The organism is Pantoea anthophila, assembly GCF_006494375.1.
GTDB classification, from domain to species: Bacteria; Pseudomonadota; Gammaproteobacteria; order Enterobacterales; family Enterobacteriaceae; genus Pantoea; species Pantoea anthophila.
Genome location: NZ_VHIZ01000056.1, coordinates 173,279 through 193,281 on the forward strand (window position 1 = coordinate 173,279; position 20,003 = coordinate 193,281).

The 20,003-nt window shown below is 59.3% G+C and carries 17 protein-coding genes; 6 read left to right on the forward strand and 11 right to left on the reverse strand.

The window, feature by feature from the left end:
• Window positions 1-32 precede the first annotated feature (32 nt).
• Entirely contained in the window at window positions 33-269 is a 237-nt protein-coding gene (locus tag FJW00_RS18120) for a hypothetical protein (RefSeq protein WP_009090441.1), read from the forward strand.
• Window positions 270-365: 96 nt separating this feature from the next.
• Here the strand turns inward: FJW00_RS18120 and FJW00_RS18125 are convergent, their stop codons facing one another.
• The 3 genes from FJW00_RS18125 to FJW00_RS22390 are packed head-to-tail and all read right to left on the reverse strand — an operon-like array spanning window position 366 to window position 2,227.
• On the reverse strand, window positions 366-1,526 hold the full coding sequence (locus FJW00_RS18125) for an MFS transporter (protein ID WP_140925212.1): 1,161 nt from the start codon (window positions 1,524-1,526) through the stop codon (window positions 366-368).
• Window positions 1,526-2,065 (reverse strand): TetR/AcrR family transcriptional regulator, encoded by a 540-nt coding sequence (locus FJW00_RS18130; protein WP_140925215.1) that lies wholly within the window; start codon window positions 2,063-2,065, stop codon window positions 1,526-1,528. Before FJW00_RS18130 ends, FJW00_RS18125 begins: the two co-directional genes overlap by 1 nt.
• 3 nt (window positions 2,066-2,068) lie before the next feature.
• Window positions 2,069-2,227, reverse strand: coding sequence for a hypothetical protein (locus FJW00_RS22390; protein WP_167428252.1), 159 nt, complete (start codon window positions 2,225-2,227; stop codon window positions 2,069-2,071).
• Window positions 2,228-2,608: 381 nt separating this feature from the next.
• Between FJW00_RS22390 and FJW00_RS22695 the strand changes: the two genes are divergently transcribed.
• Window positions 2,609-2,881, forward strand: coding sequence for a hypothetical protein (locus tag FJW00_RS22695; RefSeq protein ID WP_009090436.1), 273 nt, complete (start codon window positions 2,609-2,611; stop codon window positions 2,879-2,881).
• A gap of 97 nt (window positions 2,882-2,978) precedes the next feature.
• Here the strand turns inward: FJW00_RS22695 and budC are convergent, their stop codons facing one another.
• The 4 genes from budC to treZ form a co-directional block, all read right to left on the reverse strand.
• Window positions 2,979-3,743, reverse strand: coding sequence for a meso-2,3-butanediol dehydrogenase (gene budC, locus FJW00_RS18140; protein WP_140925217.1), 765 nt, complete (start codon window positions 3,741-3,743; stop codon window positions 2,979-2,981).
• A 120-nt stretch (window positions 3,744-3,863) separates the two neighbouring features.
• Entirely contained in the window at window positions 3,864-5,939 is a 2,076-nt protein-coding gene (glgX, locus tag FJW00_RS18145) for a glycogen debranching protein GlgX (RefSeq protein WP_058956644.1), read from the reverse strand.
• A 50-nt stretch (window positions 5,940-5,989) separates the two neighbouring features.
• Window positions 5,990-8,518: a malto-oligosyltrehalose synthase gene (treY, locus tag FJW00_RS18150; protein WP_140925219.1), complete on the reverse strand. Its 2,529-nt coding sequence runs from the start codon at window positions 8,516-8,518 to the stop codon at window positions 5,990-5,992.
• Entirely contained in the window at window positions 8,515-10,299 is a 1,785-nt protein-coding gene (treZ, locus tag FJW00_RS18155; RefSeq protein ID WP_140925221.1) for a malto-oligosyltrehalose trehalohydrolase, read from the reverse strand. Before treZ ends, treY begins: the two co-directional genes overlap by 4 nt.
• A gap of 413 nt (window positions 10,300-10,712) precedes the next feature.
• On the opposite strand from treZ, the gene FJW00_RS18160 reads away from it, so the two are divergent.
• The gene (locus FJW00_RS18160; protein WP_009090426.1) at window positions 10,713-11,006 is read left to right on the forward strand and encodes a hypothetical protein; all 294 of its coding nucleotides are present in this window, start codon (window positions 10,713-10,715) and stop codon (window positions 11,004-11,006) included.
• A gap of 35 nt (window positions 11,007-11,041) precedes the next feature.
• Here the strand turns inward: FJW00_RS18160 and FJW00_RS18165 are convergent, their stop codons facing one another.
• Complete coding sequence (locus tag FJW00_RS18165; protein WP_140925224.1) at window positions 11,042-12,298, reverse strand: mechanosensitive ion channel family protein; 1,257 nt, start codon at window positions 12,296-12,298, stop codon at window positions 11,042-11,044.
• 214 nt (window positions 12,299-12,512) lie between these two features.
• On the opposite strand from FJW00_RS18165, the gene FJW00_RS18170 reads away from it, so the two are divergent.
• Complete coding sequence (locus FJW00_RS18170; protein ID WP_140925226.1) at window positions 12,513-14,171, forward strand: methyl-accepting chemotaxis protein; 1,659 nt, start codon at window positions 12,513-12,515, stop codon at window positions 14,169-14,171.
• Window positions 14,172-14,256: 85 nt separating this feature from the next.
• Here FJW00_RS18170 and katE read toward each other — a convergent pair whose 3' ends face one another.
• Entirely contained in the window at window positions 14,257-16,521 is a 2,265-nt protein-coding gene (gene katE / locus FJW00_RS18175) for a catalase HPII (protein WP_140925228.1), read from the reverse strand.
• 386 nt (window positions 16,522-16,907) lie between these two features.
• Here katE and zinT point away from each other — a divergent pair, with 386 nt between their 5' ends.
• Window positions 16,908-17,558: a metal-binding protein ZinT gene (zinT, locus tag FJW00_RS18180; RefSeq protein WP_373682549.1), complete on the forward strand. Its 651-nt coding sequence runs from the start codon at window positions 16,908-16,910 to the stop codon at window positions 17,556-17,558.
• 79 nt (window positions 17,559-17,637) lie between these two features.
• On the opposite strand, the gene FJW00_RS18185 is transcribed toward zinT, so the two are convergent.
• A complete protein-coding gene (locus tag FJW00_RS18185) occupies window positions 17,638-18,003 on the reverse strand; it encodes an MmcQ/YjbR family DNA-binding protein (RefSeq protein WP_140925230.1) in 366 nt (121 codons plus the stop codon).
• A 102-nt stretch (window positions 18,004-18,105) separates the two neighbouring features.
• Between FJW00_RS18185 and FJW00_RS18190 the strand changes: the two genes are divergently transcribed.
• Window positions 18,106-19,110 carry an apurinic/apyrimidinic endonuclease family protein gene (locus FJW00_RS18190; RefSeq protein ID WP_140925233.1) on the forward strand — a complete coding sequence of 335 codons (1,005 nt, stop codon included), beginning with the start codon at window positions 18,106-18,108 and terminating at the stop codon, window positions 19,108-19,110.
• On the opposite strand, the gene FJW00_RS18195 is transcribed toward FJW00_RS18190, so the two are convergent.
• Window positions 19,107-19,970, reverse strand: coding sequence for an SDR family oxidoreductase (locus tag FJW00_RS18195; RefSeq protein WP_058956549.1), 864 nt, complete (start codon window positions 19,968-19,970; stop codon window positions 19,107-19,109). The two genes, FJW00_RS18190 and FJW00_RS18195, sit on opposite strands and share 4 nt — an antisense overlap.
• Between the last annotated feature and the right edge of the window lie 33 nt (window positions 19,971-20,003).

A 20,003-nucleotide genomic window follows, 5' to 3' on the forward strand; every position in this document is an offset into this window, starting at 1 on the left:
TGAGCTGATTTAATATCCGGGGGTGCGGCGTGATGCGATTTGTTGATTTTCTGAAAAGTAAGCAGGGGCTGCGCGCCGCGAGAAATCACTGCTTTGAATTAAATGGTGTGGTGCTCGGTCATTTCACTGCGCTATTTCTGCACGATAACCAGATTATTTTTACCAAAGATGGCAGGCATTGCGTCGTGCCTTATTATCTTGGTGCCGATGACGATTTAACTGAGCAGACGATTAATCCGCGCATTAATAATATCCGGGCGCTGAACTGATTAATTCCGCTATCGCCCGCCACGCTTAATAACCTCCGCGTGCGGAGGTTATATTTATTCGCCAGAAAATGTGCGTTATCCCTCTTTTCGCTCTGTTCACGGCTGCCGCCGATCGCGCAATGGCGCTTTCACACGGCGCGGGGCAACAAACAGCAGCAGCAGGGCACTGGCAGCAAACAGCGTCAAAGCCGTAACGGCGCCCAGCGCGGCATAGAGCTGGCCAAACAGCAGCGATCCTACCACCTGACCTGCCGCCAGCATAAAGAACAGCATCCCGACGCCGGTTGCCGGATCGTCAGCGGTGGCCTGCGCGCCCCAGACCAGTAACACTCCTGACAGCGTGACATAGCCCGCGCCACAACAGGCTACCGCCACCATTAAGCCCGCAGAGTCGCCCCGGCTCAGGGCCAGCACCAGCAGCGGCACGGCCATTCCGCACAGCGCGAGCCGGTAGACCCCATTCAGTCCGATACGGGCAGCCAGCGGGCCGGTAAGCACACCGGCAATGCCCGCTCCTCCGGCAATCAGCCAGAGCAAACGGGCACTCTCCGCATCCACGCCGACGTGCTGACGCAGCAGCACCGATCCAAAACTCCACCAGGCCGCACTGATCAGGCCTGAAACAAGCGCAATGCCCATCAGCCGCCGCAGTGCGCGGCAGTACAGGCGCGGCTGCCCGTGACGCTTCTGCGGCCTCTGAGCAGCGGTGTGAGAGGATAAATGACGCATCACCGGCAGCGCACAGGCCAGAGCGAGCAGGGCGAAGAGCCCGCAGGCGGCGCGCCAGCCGCCCGGCAGCGTGCCGAGAATGATAACGGAGAGGATAATCCCCGCGCTGGTACCGGCATTGATCAGGGTGTTGATGCGCGGCTGGCGCGCCGCGGGCACACAGGCACTGACTGCCGCCGCCAGGGCGGGAGACGCCAGGCCGGAACTGAATCCGGCGATAAAGAGCCCGGCCGCCAGCAGCAGCGGCGAGGTGGCGAGGGCAAGCAGCAGCAGACCAGCTGTCGCACAGAGTGAGGCGAGTAGCGCCGTCAGCCGCGCACCGTAGCGCCGGGCCAGCGTCGCGGCGCTGAGAATGGTCAGACAGTAAGAGACAAAGCTGCAGGCGGAGAGCAGACCCGTCTGCTGCGGGCTTAACGGGATCGCTGCCGATATGGCGGGCAGCATCAACCCCCATGAGAAGCGGGCCATGCCATAGGTTACCGCGATCAGGCTGAAGCCGGTCAGAGCCAGCGCAGCAGGCGACCTCATCAGGAAGCCCCTTTCTGAAGCAGCAGCTGGCTGGCGATCTGCGCCGCATGCTGCGCGGCGGCGGGGCCGGTAATCAGCGCGGTGGTAATCGCCCCTTCAAAGAGCATCCAGATGGCATCGCTCAATGATCGATCTTCGGCACCGTGCAGGCAGGTTACACAGTCGGTGATGTAGCGGCGCATGGCGGCGCGGAATGCCAGCGCCTGCTCTGCCAGCGCCTGATCCCGTCCGGCATATTCTCCCCAGGCTTTAAGGAAGAAGCAGCCGTGCGCACCGTTTGCCTCGGTCCAGCTGGCCAGCACGCTAAACAGCTGCGCGATCGCCTCCGGCTGGTGGGCCGGCAGCAGCTCAGCCATAAAGCGCTGCTCACGCGCCGCCATCACCGCGGCGGTCATCGCCTCGCGTGAGGGAAAGTGATGATAGAAGGTTCGGGTGGAGACGCCCGCTTCCCGACAGAGCTGGTCGGTACTGGTGGCGTGGAACCCGTGGGTGTAAAACAGCCGCTCGGCAGCCTGAATGATGTCATCGCGTTTTTTCATTCTTTAAAAGTAAACCGTTCGTTTTACTTTTGCAAACCGGGCACGGCTGGATGCGTCCACCGGTATTGATAAATCCGCAAAGCCGGGGGACTTAGCGTTCCGCTTAAAGGCGCGCCCTCTGTCGCTTTCACGCTTTTTCAGCTTCAGTTCATTAATACTCATAATTACCCCTGCGGGGGTAAGTGATTTCAGCGCTGCGTCTGATATGACCCGGACGGCAGAAGCGGATTTTCCGTAAGGTTTTTTTATTAAATATATGATATTTATAGATAATTATAGTTTTTCGCTGTTCTGGTATGCATTAGCACGGTAAATGCTTATAACGCGCTGAAGCGGCAGGCGGGGATCGGCGGCGATAAATAGCTGAAGCGAGTGAGGCGGGTAAAAAGGGCATATTCTCAAAGTCAGTCCGCCCTCTGTAATAAAGTGGTTTTAGGGATAATTCTCAGTTAGTTTAATAAAGCTTCAGATTACAAATAAAATCTCTTACGAATTTTGGTTCGTTTTTTTAAGACACATACAGCAACTATCAGGATGACTACCATGCTCAAAGCCAGCTATTATTATCTGTGCCCGCGTCCCATGGGTGGATGGATTTTACACAAAGAAGGTTGCGTTAATCTGTCAAAGAACGATAAGCGCGTGTTTATTGGTTCGCTTTATACCCGTCAGCAGGCGCTGGCCGTGGCGAAAATACATCATGCCAATGCCATTCTCTGTAATGCCTGCCTGAGTACTTTTATTTGTCCGGGCAGCAGTACGGTAATTAAACCGGCACGCGCTGCCACGCCAACCCGTCATACGCCAAAACATTAAGCGCCGGACTCTTTTTCCGGAAAAGCAGATAAGGGCGGGAATAAAAGCGGGGTAGTCTGAATTAAAAAAGGGCAGCGTTAAGACGCTGCCCTGAGGATTATGCCTGTTTAGGCTGTCCGTTTGATGCGGTCAGCCCGCCATCGACCGGCAGATTGACGCCGGTAATATAGCTCGCCTCATCGCTGGCAATAAAGACAATAGCCCTGGCGATATCATCCGCCTCACCCGCGCGACGCAGTGGAATACGATCGTAAAAGCGCTCAAGCAGCGCCGTATCCTGTTTAGTATCTTCCGTCAGATCGGTAAAGGTAAAGCCCGGGCAGATCGCATTGATGCGGACGCCGTCCGCGCCGTAGTCCATCGCCAGAGCGCGGGTAAAGTTGGTGATCGCCCCTTTGGCGGCATTGTAGATGCTCATACCCCAGTCACCGCCCAAGCCGGAAACGGACGAAATGTTAACCACGTTACCTTTGCTCTTCAGCAGGGCAGGCATGAAGTAGTGAACGCCGTGGAAAACCCCGTCCAGGTCGGTTTTCATCAGCGTTTTCCAGTCCTCAAGGTCCACTTCATGGATGCGGCCCTGGACAATCACGCCAGCATTATTCACCAGCACGTCAACCCGGCCATATTTGTTCAGCACGGTTTCTGACAGTTGTTTAACCTGGGCAGCGTCTGAGACGTCGCAGGCCGCTACCAGGTGGTCACCCGGCGTCAGTCCGGCCAGCGTCTCTTCGAGTTTCTGCGCGGTGCGTCCCACCAGCACCACTGACGCGCCTTCTTCTGCAAAGCGTTTTGCGCTCGCCTCACCAATGCCGGACCCGGCACCTGTCACAACCACAACTTTCTGCGTAAATCTGGACATTATGCCTCCTTATCAGCATCAATTTTCACGTTTAACAACCGGTTAAGCCTGGCAGTGATTGCCAGAAATTCAAGCGCAGCGTCAGAGGCGCTGCGCCTGAAGCCTTACCGTCATCCCTAATCAGGGACGTCTGAACAGTGCGAAGCTGCGTCCTTCCAGCTCAAAATCCTTCTCTTTGGTGATGACCAGACCGCGTTTCGCCACGTCGCTGGTGGTCAGCTCCAGCACCCAGCCCCCTTCACCAAACTGCGGGATGCGGAAGGGCACGTTGCCCTCAAACGGGTTAAGCAGCATCAGCACATCGTGCCAGATGCCCTCTTCGGTCTGCAGGTCGGGCCGCCCGATATAGACGCCCAGCGTGGAGCCTTCATCCCACTGCTCACTCTGCTGGAACCCGCCGCCGGCGTTGAACCATTTGATATCCATGCCGTCGCGCCAGTTCTCCCGACGCAGCAGAGGCTGCTGAGCACGCAGGCTCAGGATCTGGCGGGTGAACGCGCGCAGCGCTTCGGCGGATTCCGGCAGGTTATCCCAGTGAACCCAGGAGATTTCACTGTCCTGGCAGTAGCCGTTGTTGTTGCCCATCTGGCTGCGGCCAAACTCATCGCCTGCCAGCAGCATCGGCGTGCCGTGTGAGAAGATCAGGGTGGCGAGGAAGTTGCGCTTCTGGCGCTCGCGTACGGCGTTGATGCCTTCGTCGTCCGTCGGGCCTTCTGCGCCATAGTTGTACGAGCGGTTGTCGTTGTGACCGTCGTTGTTATCTTCGCCATTCTCATCGTTGTGCTTGTCGTTGTAGGAGACCAGATCGTTGAGCGTGAAGCCATCGTGCGCCGTCACGAAGTTGACGCTGGCCCACGGGCGACGGCCGTGCTGATCGTAAAGATCGCCGGATCCGAGCAGACGGGCGGCAAAGTCGGTCGAAACGTTGTTGCCTTTCCAGTAGTCGCGCACCGTGTCGCGATACTGGTCGTTCCACTCTGCCCAGCCTGGCGGGAAGCTGCCGACCTGATAGCCACCCGGTCCGATATCCCAGGGTTCACCAATCAGCTTTTTCTGTGACAGGATCGGGTCCTGCATCACGGCATCGAAGAAGCCGCCGCGCGGGTCAAAGCCATCCGGTTCGCGTCCCAGAATGGTGCCGAGGTCAAAACGGAAACCGTCGATATGCATCGACTCAGACCAGTAGCGCAGCGAATCGAGCACCATCTGCAGCACGCGCGGATGCGAGGTATTAACGGTGTTGCCGGTTCCGGTGTCGTTGATGTAGTAGCGGTGCTGGTCCGGCAGGGTCCGGTAGTAGGAGAAGTTATCGATGCCTTTAAACGACAGCGTCGGCCCCAGCTCATTCCCCTCGGCGGTGTGGTTGTAAACCACGTCGAGGATCACCTCAATGCCGGCATCATGAAAGGCGCGAACCATGTCGCGGAAGCCCTGAATGCCGCGCGGGCCGAAGTAGCGGGTCGCGGGCGCAAAGAAGCCCAGCGTGTTGTAGCCCCAGAAGTTTTTCAGCCCTTTATCCAGCAGATGCTGATCGTCCGGGAACCAGTGCACCGGCAGCAGCTCGACCGAGGTAATGCCTAAGCTTTTGATGTAGTCGACGGTCGCTTTATGGCCCATGCCGTCAAAGGTGCCGCGCAGTTCGGGCGGCAGCGCCGTGTTGAGCTGGGTAAAGCCTTTGACGTGGGTTTCATAGATCACCGTTTTCGGCCATGGCACGTTCGGACGGTTCCTGTCCTGCCAGTCAAACTCGTTGGGATCGACCACCCGGCACTTCGGTGTAAACGGCGCGCTGTCGCGGCTGTCAAAAGTGAGATCTTTATCGTCGTGATAGAGATCGTAGGCGAAGTGCGCCTCGTTCCAGGCGATGTCGCCCGCCAGTTCGCGGGCGTAGGGATCGAGCAGCAGCTTGTTCGGATTAAAGCGATGACCATTCTCCGGGTCGTAGGGACCATAGACGCGATAGCCATACAGCGCACCTGGCTTCAGACCCGGCACATAGCCGTGCCAGATTTCATGGGTATATTCCGGCAGTTCCAGACGGGCGATTTCCGTTTTACCGCTGGGATCGTACAGACAGAGTTCCACCCGCTCGGCGTGGGCACTGAACAGGGCGAAGTTTACGCCCTGACCATCAAAGTTTGCCCCCAGCAAATGGCTGTAACCCGCCGTAATTTCAAAACGCTGACTGTTTGACATTGATGCCTCGTTATTCAGTGAACAGATTGACGCGTAACAGAAAAAAGGTTTCAGCGTGCCACCAGCACGGCGCACCACTGCGACGCCAGGTCGCCCAGCGCCAGCGCATCGCCTGCATCGAGCGTGTTACCGCTCAGCACATCCTCATAATGGCGCTGACGCAGCCCGTCCGGCAGGGCGAGGCTGATCTCTGCCCAGCGCGCCGCAGGCGGCTGATCCAGGTTTTCCGGCAGGGCGTCAAAGACCCGGCGCGACACAATGACAATCACCGCCTGATCCCCATGGGTGCGGGCAAAGGCCAGCACCTTGTCCGGCTGCCCACCCCCGGCTTCCAGCGCCAGATAGTCGCCGTGGCGGAACAGGTCAGGTTGCTGCTGGCGCAGCGCCAGCAGCTTCACAATCGCCTGCTGATTAACCTGGCCACGTCGCCAGTGGGCCTCACTGCCGTCGTGCTGCGGCGCACTGAGCATGGCGGCCAGCGCGTCAAAGTCGGGCTCGCGGCGGTTATCGGGGTCGACCAGGCTGAAGTCCAGCGCCTCGCTGCCCTGATAAATATCGGGCACGCCCGGCGCGGTGAGTTTCACCACGGTCTGGGTCAGACTGTTGACCAGGCCCGCGCGGATAAAGGGCTGCAGCGCCTCGCAGAAGTCATTAAGGAAGGCGTGACTGGCGGGCGAGAGCAGGTGACGGGCATAGCCCAGCACCGCCTCTTCATAGGCGTCATTGTTGTCGGCCCAGTCGGTGCGCAGCTTGGCTTCACGCAGCGCTTTTTCCACGTAAACCACAAAGCGGGCCTCCAGCGCCGCCAGACCTTCCGCGTCGTCCGGTTGCAGGGTGGTCGGCCAGACGCCAGCCAGCGCTTCATAGAGCATCCATTCGACCGCCGGCTCCGGTGCCGGGCCATCTTTCAGCCGGACGACCTGATCCTGATTCATCTCCCGCCAGCGGCTCACGCAATCCGCCCAGCGCTGCGGCGCTTCGGTCAGGGTATAGAGCCGCGCACGCGCATCTTCACCGCGTTTGGTGTCGTGCGTTGAGGTACCCGACAGTGCATCGGGCTGATGTTCGCGCCGCGCCTGCATTTCGGCGTGGAACTGCGCCAGCGAGAAGTGACGCGCCAGCGGTTCAGCGCCGACCTCATTCAGCGCCAGCGCCATGTGCTGACGGAAGAACAGCGTATCTTCGACAGACTTCGCCATCAGCGGGCCGGTCAGCTGCTGGAAGCGGGTGCGGAACTGCGTGGCATCCTCGCGGGCCGCAGAGGCGACCTCTGCCCGCAGAATCCGGGTCAGAAAGTCGAGCGCCGCGCTGTCTGGTGCCGTGGCGCTGGCTTTCACCTGGCCGACCACCTGCTCCAGCAGTTGCTGGTCGGCAGGGGTCAGGCCCTCCGGGGTGCCGTAGGTGCGATAGACCGGGAACGCCACCAGCAGCTCGCGCAGCGCATTTTTCAGCTCAGGCTCCGGCTGTGGCGTGCCCTCTGCGTCGGCAATCGTCAGCGCCAGCTGGAGTAACCGGTTGAATTCACCGGCAAAATTACGGTTCGCCATCAACAGTTTGGCGGCGCGCAGCTCCGCTTTCATGTCCACGGTTTTGCCAATCACCGCCTGATAGGCTTTGCGCAGGCCACTCAGGCGATCGCTGTCGACCAGCAGGTTGGCGAGCGCCGCCATAAACTCATAGCCGGTGGTGCCGGAAACCGGCCACTCATCCGGCAGCTGTTCATCCTCACCCAGGATCTTCTCCACGGTGAGGTAGCAGTCGGGACCCGCCGCCTGGCGCAGCTGCTCCAGATAGCCGCGCGGATCGGCCAGGCCATCGACGTGATCCACCCGCAAGCCCTGCACCGCGCCGCTGTGAACCAGTTCAAGAATCAGCTGGTGCGCTGCGTCAAAGACCGTTTTGTCCTCCACGCGCACGCCCACCAGACCGGTCACCTCAAAGAAACGCCGGTAGGAGAGGTCGCGCGGCGCGTCGCGCCAGGACATCAGTCGCCACGGCTGCTGGTCATGCAGGGCCGCGATCTCTGCGGCATCGCGCAGGGCGAGCACCGCCTCTTCCCGATCCTGCCAGCTCCGTGGGTCCAGCGGGTAGAAATTGTCAAAGTAGGCCAGCGCCGGCTTGCCGCTCTGCGGGTCGCGCTGCACGCTGATCTCGCCATTCGCCAGCACCGCCTCAAAGGTGTCACCGAGGAACGGCAGTGTCAGGCGACGTGACCAGTCAATATCAAAATAGGTGGCGTAGCGACTCTGTTCGCCATGTTCGATCACGTCGCGCCACCACGGGTTCTCCAGCGACGCGGCCATATGGTTCGGCACAATGTCGAGGATCAGGCCCAGTCCGGCGGCCTGCAGCGCGGCGACCATCCGATCAAATCCTTCGCGTCCGCCAATGGCGGGCTCGATCTCGTTGACGTCGGTGACGTCATAGCCGTGGGTGGACTCCGCGGTCGCGCTGAAGATCGGCGAGGCGTAGAGATGGCTGATCCCAAGCTGTTTCAGATAGGGCACCAGCGCCGCGGCGCGGTCAAAGGTCATGCCGTTGCGGAACTGGATGCGATAGGTTGCGGTTGGAATAGTCATGCGGTTTCTCCCTTAGCCAGACGCACCACGATAGAGTCAGGCGCGAGTTCAGTTGCGGCCTGCGGCCAGGCAAACAGGGTCTTACCCGGCAGATCGGGGATCGGCTGCGTGCGGTTGCTGACGTTCAGCGCCAGGGAGAGCGTGCCCGCCGGGAAGTCCCAGCGCACCGCGAGGAAGCCCTCTGACGTCGTGATCACCTGGCCGGCGTCCCCCCCGGCGCTCTGCAGCAGCGGCACAATATGCTGCTGACGCAGGCTGAGCAGCTGGCGCGTCAGTGCCAGCCACTGCTGGCCTTCCGGCGTCTCCCTCTTCTGCCAGTTAAGTTTCGACTGTTCAAAAGTGGTCACATCATTAGGGTCCGGCACGGTTTCACCGTGACCGGCATGGCCTTCAAATTCTCTGGCGCGGCCTTCGCGCACCGCTTTAGCCAGATCGCCGTGGAAATCGGTGAAGAACAGGAACGGCCGGGTTTCGCCATACTCTTCGCCCATGAACAGCAGCGGGATATGCGGCGAGACCAGCAGGGTGGCCAGCAGCACCTGAGTGCGCGCCGCGCCAGCCAGGCTGATGAGCCTTTCGCCCTGCGCCCGGTTGCCCGTCTGATCGTGATTCTGGATAAAGTCGACAAAGGCCACCGGCGGCTGGCTGCTGCTTTTCACCCCACGCGGTTCACCTGACTGCTTCGACACTTCGCCCTGATAGACAAAGCCTTCTGCCAGCGCCCGCGCCACCTGCTGCGCCGGATGATCGGCAAAGTCCTGGTAGTAAGCGTGATCTTCCCCGGTCGCCAGCACATGCACGGCGTTGTGGAAGTCATCGTTCCACTCCCCCGTGAACAGCGGAGCGTCGCCTTTTTCATCACGCGGATGAAGGAAGGTGACATTGCGGCAGTCTTCGGTGGTGAGATGGATAGGGCGATCGGTAATCGTCGAGCGGATACGCTCGGCAATCTCAATCAGCACATGCTTTTCGCTGGGATCGTCAATCTGATCGATGGCGTCAAAACGCAGGCCGTCGAGATTAAACTCCTGCAGCCAGTAGAGCGGCGCCTCCACAATGTAGCGACGAACCGCATCAACGTCATAGGCGATGCCTGCCCCCCACGGCGTCTTGCGCTCCTGATGGAAGAAGTCAGGCGAGAGCAGGGGCAGATAGTTGCCCTCCGGGCCGAAGTGGTTCAGCACGATATCGAGCACCACCGACAGACCGTGGCCGTGCGCTGCGTCGATAAAGGCTTTGAAATCATCGGGTGTGCCGTAGGCGGCGTGCGGTGCATAGAGCAGCACGCCGTCGTAGCCCCAGCCGCGGTTGCCGCCAAACTGCGACACCGGGAGCACCTCGATCATGGTAATGCCGGTTTCCGCCAGCACCGGAAGCTTTTCAATCGCGGCCCGGAAAGTGCCTTCGGGGGTAAAGGTGCCGATGTGCAGTTCATACACCACCGACTCCGGCCACGGACGGCCGCGCCACGCGGTGTTCTGCCACTGATAAGCATCAGGATCGATCACCAGAGAGGGGCCGTTGACCTCCGCTTTCTGGGCGCGGGCGGCGGGATCGGGCACGGCTGTGCCATCGGCCAGCACAAAGTCATACTCCGCGCCGGCGGCCACACCGGCAACCTGCGTCTCAAACCAGCCGTCAGCCTGCGGGGTCATCTCTATGTCTTTACCGGAGAGGCGCAGCGTCACACGTTGCTGGCCGGTTGCCCAGAGGCGAAAACGCACCTCATCACGGGCAACCCGTTCAGCGCCCCAGCTTTTGGAAAAAGATTTGGATTCCATTCAGTTGCCTCATTTAGCCTGGAAATGCGCAATGGCGTCCATCGCGCGAAAAGGATGTTGATCATGCAAATGTCAAAAATCATAAACCTGCCAGCGAGACCAGGATGCCGGGTGGGCCGGCGCGTCTCTTCAGCCAGGAAGCTGGACTGGTATTCAGTGTGATGCGGTGGAAAAGGGCGGTGAGACCGCTTCCACGCGGCTACAGTGAATAATCATAGACTAAGATGTTGCCCTCGCCGGGCGGCGGAGGGGCTGGTGAACAAAATTTGCGTTTATGACGCTGAATCAGCGTGATCCGGGATGAGTGAAAGCGGGGGCGGCGCAGAAAAGGCTGACGCAGGGGGCGGATTCGCTATAAGCTCAGGCACGTCCGGACAGGCTCGCCCGTGACGCTGAATGTTTAAGGAGAGGATGTGAGGAAAAACGCCCTGTTAGCCGTGTTGCTGCTGCTTTCTGCCTGCTCTAACCGGGTCGGACACCGGCTGGACAATTCGCATCTGCAGCAGATTCATGCCGGTCAGACCACCAAAGCCCAGCTGATCGCCCTGTTCGGCCAGCCCGACAGTGAAACGCCCTACCCGGACGGGCAGCGGCTGCTGAAATGGACCTACAGTGAGGCGCGCACCCTGAATACCACCGAGGGGCAGACGCTGACCGTGCAGATGAAAAATGACAGAGTGCTGAACTATGCGCTGAGTAAAAGCTGAACCGCGCGGCAGCAGGGGCCGCCGCGCGTGGGGGGTTACTGTTCGCTGCTCTGCTGCGCGTCCCGGCTCCCGGGGTGCGGCTGAGCCAGCCGGGCGAAATCGGCCCCCGCCGGATGCTGATAGATCTGCAGTTCAAACAGACGGGCCATCGAATAGATAAACTCAAAAATTTCCGCCTGGGTATTCTCATAGTCCACCCACAGAATGGAGGAGGTGAAGCAGTAGATCTCCACCGGTAACCCATCCGGTGACGGTTTCAGCGGCCGCACCACGATATACATCTCTTTCTGAATATCGTGACGCTGGGCGAGCCAGGCGGTCAGGAACTTACGAAATACCATCAGATTGGTAATGCCGTTCTCCATAAACCAGCGGTCGCCCACAGCGCTGATGTCGCGCCCGTCCAGCAGCCCGGTAATCGCTTCGCTGGCGATGCGGATCTGGCTCATCGACTGCAACATCTCCTGATTCACAAAGGTGATCGACTTCTGATCCAGATAAAAGCTGCGCATGATACGGCGCGCACCGGAGGAGAACATCGCCTGCCAGTTCGTGTAGGTCTCGGTCAGGAAGTTCTTGGTCGGGATGCGCGAAATGGTGTTGTCCCAGTTGCGGATGGTGATGGTGTGCAGCGCAATATCGATCACCTCACCACTGATATTGTTATCCGGCATCTCAATCCAGTCGCCCAGCTGCAGCACGTCGTTGGAGGAGAGCTGAATATTGGCCACCAGCGACAGCAGCGTATGCTGAAAGATCAGCATCAGCACGGCGGCCACCGCACCCAGCGAGGAGATGATGATCGCCGGTGACTTGTTGGACATGATCGCCAGAATCATGATCGCGGCAATAATGTGCACCAGGATTTTACCGATCTGGATGTAGCCTTTAATCGAGTGATTCTTGCGCTTCGATTTGCGCGAATAGGAGCTGTTAACGATCTCCAGCACTTCGTTGAAGAAGATCGACAGATAGATAAAGAACAGGATGCCGCAGATGGTCTGCACGGCGATCTTCAGATGCTCCGGCAGGCCGGGCATGAACTGCAGGAAATTGTAGACAACAATGACCGGCACAAAATTGGAGAGCTTCTGCGAGAGGCGCACATCTTTGTCCAGCGGCACGCCCTGTTTGTGGCTGCTGAAGAAGACTTTCCTGACCACTTTGACGATGAAGAATTTGCAGATCAGGTGTGTGACCATCCCGGCCATAATCAGCAGCAGCAGGCTGAAGCTGGCCGACAACACGCTGTTTCCCTCAATAAAACGCATCAGACTCTGTATGTAATGCATGATAACCACGTGCAAAAAATGTAAGGGGCGAATTCAACCACAGCAGAGGGGCGGATGTTAAGCGGCGAATGCGCTCAGAGGCCTTCGCGGCGCTTTTTTTGTCCGGCTGAGTGTGCCTGGCATCACGCCGTGAAAAAGCTTTTCCATCAGGCACTCAGATAAACGTGGCGCTGGCCGATAACGCTACTATCTCCTCTGATATGAGCCTGCTCACATGATAAAAAATCTTAAAATAACGCACGGTATTCTGGCGGTGCTGGCCGTCTTCATCATTTTACTCACCCTGACCGGTTTCCTGTTCTACAACGGCATGGCAAAGGCCGATAAAAACTTCGTGGCCGCTGAGCAGCTGACGCTGCAGCAGCAGCACCTGAGCGATGCTGTGAAAACCCTGATCAAAACCCGCGTCACCATCAACCGCGTGGCGATCCGTTTCCTGAAGAATCAGCAGGACCCGAAATCGCTGGCGGCGATGGCGACGCTGCTGGAGCAGGCGGGGCAGTCTGCGGCGGCGGCCGACGCCGACTTCACGACCTGGCAGGGGCTGACGCAGCAGGAGAAACAGAGCGACGCGCAGGCGACGCAGGTGAAGGCGGCCTATCAGCAGATGCGTGAAACCATGCTCGCCTCCATCACCTTTCTGAAGCAGGGCAACTATCCGGCTTACGGCAACCTGGAGGCGCAGGCCGCCCAGGATCAGCTCGACAGCGCCTATCAGGCCTGGCGTGCGCTGAACATCCAGCTGATGAAAGCGACCTCCGAGCATAATCAGCGCAGCCTGACGGATGCACTCTGGACGCTGCTGATCATCGGTCTGATTACCGTTGTGGTGGCCGCAGCGGTCTGGGTCGGGCTGCAAAAACTGCTGGTCGGCCCGCTCGGCAGGCTGACCGGTTACATGCGTGCCATCTCGGGCGGTGATTTAACCTCCGCGATTCAGCAGGAAGGGCGCAATGAGATGGGGCTGCTGGTTCAGGAGCTGCAGCAGATGCGCGATGCGCTGGTGGTGACCATCACCTCGGTTGATGACGCTACCCGTTCAATCTTCACCGGTGCGGCGGAGATCTCCGCGGGCAGCAGCGATCTCTCCTCCCGCACCGAACAGCAGGCCGCCGCGCTGGAGCAGACCGCGGCCAGCATGGAGCAGCTCACCTCGACGGTGAAACTCAACGCCGACAACGCCCGCCAGGCGACCACGGTGTCAAAAGAGGCGTCAACCACGGCGGTGCAGGGCGGCGAGACGGTGGCCCGGGTCATCGCCAACATGGATCAGATCAGCGAAAGCTCCGGTCAGATCGCCGGGATTATCGCTATTATCGACAGCATCGCGTTTCAGACCAACATTCTGGCGCTGAATGCGGCCGTTGAGGCGGCGCGCGCCGGGGAGCAGGGCCGGGGATTTGCGGTGGTGGCGGGTGAAGTGCGATCGCTGGCTGGCCGCAGCGCCACGGCCGCGCAGGAGATCCGCGGCCTGATTGACCGCTCTGCTGAGCGGATCAGAACCGGTGCCGGTTACGCCGCGCAGGCGGGCAGCGCGATGGAGAGCATCGTGACATCGGTAAGCCGGGTCACGCAGCTGATCGAAGAGATCGCCGCCTCCTCGACCGAACAGACCCGTGGCATTGAGCAGGTCTGCATCGCCGTTTCAGAGATGGATGGCGTTACGCAGCAGAACGCCGCGCTGGTGGAGGAGTCTGCCAGTGCCGCCGCCTCGCTGGAGGAGCAGGCAAGTTACCTGCGTAAAACGGTCGCGGTTTTCAAAACCGGCACGCTGCACGCCGCGTTTTCAGCCGCACCGGTCGCGAAGGCGATCGCCGCGCCACAGCGTCAGCCTGTCGCCGTGGCAGACAACGACAACTGGCAGAGCTTCTGACGGGAACGCCTTTTACGTCAGGGTTCCGCTTTCTCCGCCATAAAAAAAACCGCCCGGGGGGCGGTTTTTTTATTCACTTAACGCATCAGGCCGGAACAGACTGCGCCTTCTGGCTGCGGGTCCAGACGCGGTGCGCTTTCATCGCCTGCGTAAATTCAGAGGTCAGGGCGCTTTCCGCCGAGTCACCCTGCACGATGCCTTCTTCCTGATCGCCATCACCCAGACCGAACTGCGCTTTGAAGCGGCGCGCGTCGCCCACCAGGCCAATGACCTTGAGGTGCTTGTAGGCTTCCAGCAGGAAGTAGCGGGCATCGCCACTTAACAGCAGCGCATCGATGTTGCCATCCGGTACGATCACCGCATCAAAGGTCAGCGAAGGCAGACCGGCGAAGGTGGCGTCGATCGGCAGTACGGAACCATCGTCGGCACGCACCTGGCCCATGTGCGGCGCCAGAAGTTTGGCGTGCACACCTTCCGCTTTCAGCGCCTGCAGGATCGCCAGCACACCGTCCGCTTTCACGCCGTCGCTCAGCAGCAGTGCAACCTGACGGCCTTTGATCTCGCCATCCGGCACGGCATAGAGGCTCAGGCTGTCATCTTTGGTCAGGCCGTTGACCGGTGCCGGCGGCTGGATATTGCGCTGCTCGTCGGTCAGGGCGATGCCCAGATTATCGGCCACACCCTGCGCCAGTTTGGTATCGATGCGCGCCAGATGATCCACCACGCGCTCACGAATATAGGCACGTCCTACTTTGCTCAGCTCAAACGAATAGGCACCGATGATGTGCTGCTGCTCAACCTCGGTCTGGCTCTGCCAGAACAGGCGCGGCTGGGCATAGTATTCGCCGAAGGAGGGGCTGCGCTCGCGCACCTTGTGGCCTTCTATCCGCTCCTGATAGCTCTCGAAACCGCCGCCTTTCGCCGCCGGTGGGGTTTCACGCGGCCAGTTGTCGTTGATCGAGTTCGGCTCGTAGTTAGCCGGGTTGGTGTCGATGTCCTGACGATGCATCCCCTGACGCTGGAAGTTATGGTAAGGGCAGGTCGGACGGTTAATCGGGATCTCGTGGAAGTTCGGGCCGCCCAGACGACTGATCTGCGTGTCGGTATAGGAGAACAGGCGACCCTGCAGCAGCGGATCGTTGGAGAAATCGAGCCCCGGCACGATATGACCCGGATGGAATGCCACCTGCTCGGTTTCGGCAAAGAAGTTGTCCGGGTTACGGTTCAGCACCATTTTGCCGACAATTTCAACCGGCACCAGCGCTTCCGGGATCAGTTTGGTGGCATCGAGAATGTCGAAGTCAAATTTGAACTCATCCTCTTCCGGGATCAGCTGCAGGCCCAGTTCATATTCCGGGAAATCGCCCGCTTCAATGGCTTCCCACAGATCGCGGCGGTGGAAGTCCGGATCGCGGCCGGTCAGTTTCTGCGACTCATCCCACAGCAGTGAGGCTTTACCGGCCACCGGCTTCCAGTGGAAGCGGACAAAGGTCGCTTTGCCTTCGGCGTTAATCAGGCGGAAGGTGTGGATCCCGAAGCCTTCCATGGTGCGATAGCTGCGCGGAATGCCGCGATCGGACATCGCCCAGATGACGTTGTGCATGGTTTCCGGCTGCAGGGAGACATAATCCCAGAAGGTGTCATGGGCGCTCTGGCCCTGCGGGATTTCATTGTGCGGCTCCGGCTTAACGGCGTGCACAAAGTCAGGGAATTTATGCGCATCCTGAATAAAGAACACCGGGGTGTTGTTACCGACCAGGTCAAACACGCCTTCTTCGGTATAAAACTTGGCGGCGAAACCGCGGATATCACGCACGGTATCGGCAGAGCCAGCACCCCCCTGTACGGTGGAGAAACGCACGAAAACCGGGGTGGTCTGATTCGGATCGCTGAGGAACTGAGCTTTGGTCAGATCTTTCAGTGAGCGGTAAGGCTGAAAGTAGCCGTGTGCCGCTGAGCCGCGTGCATGCACGATACGCTCAGGAATACGCTCATGGTCAAAGTGCGTGATCTTCTCACGCAGGATGAAGTCTTCCAGCAGGGTCGGACCGCGCGTACCGGCTCGCAGGGAGTTCTGGTCGTTGGCGATGCGGGTGCCCTGATTGGTGGTCAGCGGCTGGTTCGTGCCGTTTTTACGGCTGGCTTCAAGCTGGTCGAGTTTGGCGTTGTGGGTCTGTGGCGCTTTCAGGCTGCCTGGGGCAGTAGGCTGCTTGCCTGGCGGAGTGGGTTCGGCGGGTGGCTGATGCGAACCATCTTTCGGTGCCAGCGAACCCAGACCCGGCTCTGACGACTCTGGTCCGGTAGTGGGCGCACGGTGGCTCAGGGGTTTCTTCTCAGTTTCTTTCGACATTAATCCATGCTCCGGCTGTTGTTTTATTTTCGACGACACTAAATATAGAACAACCTGAACAATGCTGAGGGTAAACGGGGCATTTAATCCGGATGGCTGCCTCTTTTTCGTCCGGCTGAAAACGTACGCTTATCTGCGGGTACGCCTTGTCGCTTCGCTTATTCACCCTCTGTGCCGTCTGGCTTATCGGCGGGTCAGTGCCCGCCCGCCAGGCCATCCGCTCTGTTTTCCCTCCGCCAGCCTGACCTGCCATCTCTCCCCGCTGAGGCGCTGAACCGGGGAGATAACCATAAACAGATTTAATGTTGATAAAGCGGCAAACGGGTTGAATATGGAAATGTTATATCATAACATTTCATTTTGTAACTTTTACTGAGGGTCAGGTTGTGGTGAATCATGCAGGTAAATGGATAGGGATCGTGGCGGCGCTGTTAATCACGCAGCAGGTGCAGGCACACGGCAGTCACGCACATGGCAAACCGCTGTCAGCGCAGGAGCAGAAAGCCGCAGAAGGGGTCTTTGCTGACAGCGACGTGAAAGATCGTTCGCTTTCTGACTGGGATGGGCTGTGGCAGTCGGTCTATCCGCTGCTGCAGAGTGGCGAGCTGGACCCGGTCTGGCAGAAGAAAGCGCAGCAGGATCCCCATAAAACGGCCGCAGAATATAAAGAATATTATCGCAAAGGGTATGCCACCCGCGTCGATACCATCGGTATTGAAAATGGCGTCATGGAGTTCCACGTGGGCGACCAGGTCAGCGCCTGTCACTACCGCTATGACGGCTATAAAATCCTGACCTACAGCTCCGGCAAAAAAGGGGTGCGCTACCTCTTTACCTGTGAAGACGCGAACAGCCGCGCGCCAAAATATGTGCAGTTCAGCGATCATACGATTGGACCGCGTAAGTCTGCCCATTTCCATATCTTCACGGGCAACGACTCTCAGCAGGCGCTGCTGGCGGAGATGGAGAACTGGCCGACCTATTATCCCTACCAGATGATGAATGCTGAGGTGGTGGAGGAGATGCTGCACCACTAAGTGCGGGGTAAGATGGCTCACGGGTGACGGCGGGGCGGGCTCCTGTCCGCCGTCCTTCTCCTGACCCGTGGCCGCGCTGTCAGCCCACCCAGACCGGGCGGCGCGAAGCGGGGATACCCTTCACGACGCGGCGATAAGCCTCCTCCACCAGTTGCTGAATCAGGCCGGGCGAGAGGCCGTCACCGGGCGAGACTGTGATCCAGTGGCGCTTATTCATGTGATAGCCGGGGGTAACAGAGGGGTAGATGACCCGGTGCAGCTCCGCCTGCTGCGGCTCACATTTCAGCGTGATGATGGGCACACCGCGCAGTTCGGTCAGCAGCAAAAACACTTTTCCACACACTTTATATACCTGATGTTTCGGCCCGAACGGATAGCTGCATTCTGCGGCGGGCAGCCGCTCCGCTGCGTCGATGGCGATGCGCTGGATTTCATGGCCCTGCATAGCGTTTCTCCCTGTCACTCTATAGCCTGCCTCTGCGCCCCCGCGACTGGCTGGTCGCCAGAGGCCTGTTACACTTCTGATAAGCATCAATCAGGAGCAGTCATGAAATTAGGCTTTGCATGTAAGTATCTCAACAGTGATGGCAAACAATTTTTTCCGTTTCGCGCCACCACCCGTAAACGGTTTCTGAGTTTATCGCATGATGAACGTTATCAGCTGCTCCATGAGATCAGCGTGACCAATCTGAATCATCTTTATCAGACGCTGGAGCAACTGGCTACCTTACCCGCGCCTCTCCGGATGATGCGTATCGGCAGCGATCTGCTGCCGCTTTACACCGTGCCCGAAGCCACGCCGCTGTTTGCGGCGTTTCTGCCCGAACTCCATCCGCTGTTTGCCCGCTGTGGTGAACTGGCGCGGGCAAACGATATCCGGCTCTCCTTCCATCCGGGCCAATACACCGTGCTGGCCTCCGATAATCCCGATGTGGTGACGCGCGCGCTGGAGGATGTGGAGTATCACACGCTCTGCGCCACGCTGATGGGCTACGGCAAACAGTTTCAGGATTTCAAAATCAACATCCATATGAATGGCAAGGCGGGGTTCGACGGATTTAAACGCGCCTTTAAGCAGCTCAGCCCGGAAGCGCAACGGATGCTGACGGTGGAGAATGATGAGATCTCCTGTTCACTGGATGACGTGCTGCAGGCGGCACCGCTCTGTCCGGTGGTGCTGGATATTCACCATCACTGGGTAAAAGAGAGTGAGTTTATTCAGCCAGACGATCCGCGTGTTGCCCGCGTCATCGACTCCTGGCGCGGCGTGCGTCCGGTGCTGCACTACTCGATTTCGCAGGAGGGGATCATTCCGCCGCAGGGCTGGCCCGATCAGGCTGCGCTGGGGGTGAGCAAAAGCAAACTGCGGGCGCACTCTGACTACTTCTTTAACCCGACGCTGAATGGATGGGCGCTGTCGTTTCAGGATTTCGACATTATGTGCGAAGTGAAAATGAAGAATCTGGCGCGGGAACCGCTCTACGCCTGGGCGATAGCGCAGCAGCGGATAGCCGATCCCCTGGCAGAGTGTGCCAGGGAATCGTCCTGTTAAATAATCGCCACGCCGCCGGTGACGGCGATGGTTGCCCCTGAAATGTAGCTGCCTTCGTCACTGGCCAGCATCACATAGGTGGGTGCCAGCTCAGCAGGCTGACCGGCCCGCTGCAGCGGCACCTCGCTGCCAAAGTTTTTCACCTGTTCAACCGGCATGGTTGAGGGGATCAGCGGCGTCCAGATAGGGCCGGGCGCGACCGCATTGGCGCGGATACCTTTTTCAGCCAGCAGAGCGGCCAGTCCGCCGGAGAAGTTGACGATGGCGGCTTTAGTGGCCGAATAGGCGAGCAGCTTCGGTTTTGGCTGATCGGCATTGATTGAGGCGGTGTTGATGATCGACCCGCCCGCCGGCATATGCCGGGTGGCGGCTTTGGTCAGGTAAAACATCGCGTAGAGGTTGGTTTTCATGGTGCGGTCAAACTCTTCATCGCTGATCTCATCCAGCGACATACGCGTCATCTGAAAGGCGGCGTTGTTGACCAGGATGTTAACCTCCCCGAACGCCTCTACGGCCCGATCGACCAGCGCATTACAGTGAGACGCCTCGGTAATATCGCCGGGCATCAGCACGGCTTTGCGACCGGCGGCCTCCACCAGCCGGGCCGTATCCTGCGCATCTTCATGTTCATCGAGGTAGGAGATCAGCACATCGGCACCTTCGCGGGCAAACGCAATGGCGACAGCCCGGCCAATTCCGGAGTCGCCACCGGTAATAATGGCTTTTTTACCCGTCAGGCGGCCTGATCCCTGATAGCTCTCTTCGCCATGATCGGGCTGCGGCTGCATCGCGGCAGTGCTGCCTGGCCACGTCTGCTGCTGTTCGGCGAAAGGCGGCTGTGGACGCTGAGTGGATGACATGGATGTTCCTCCAGTAAAAGGGGCGAAACCTGT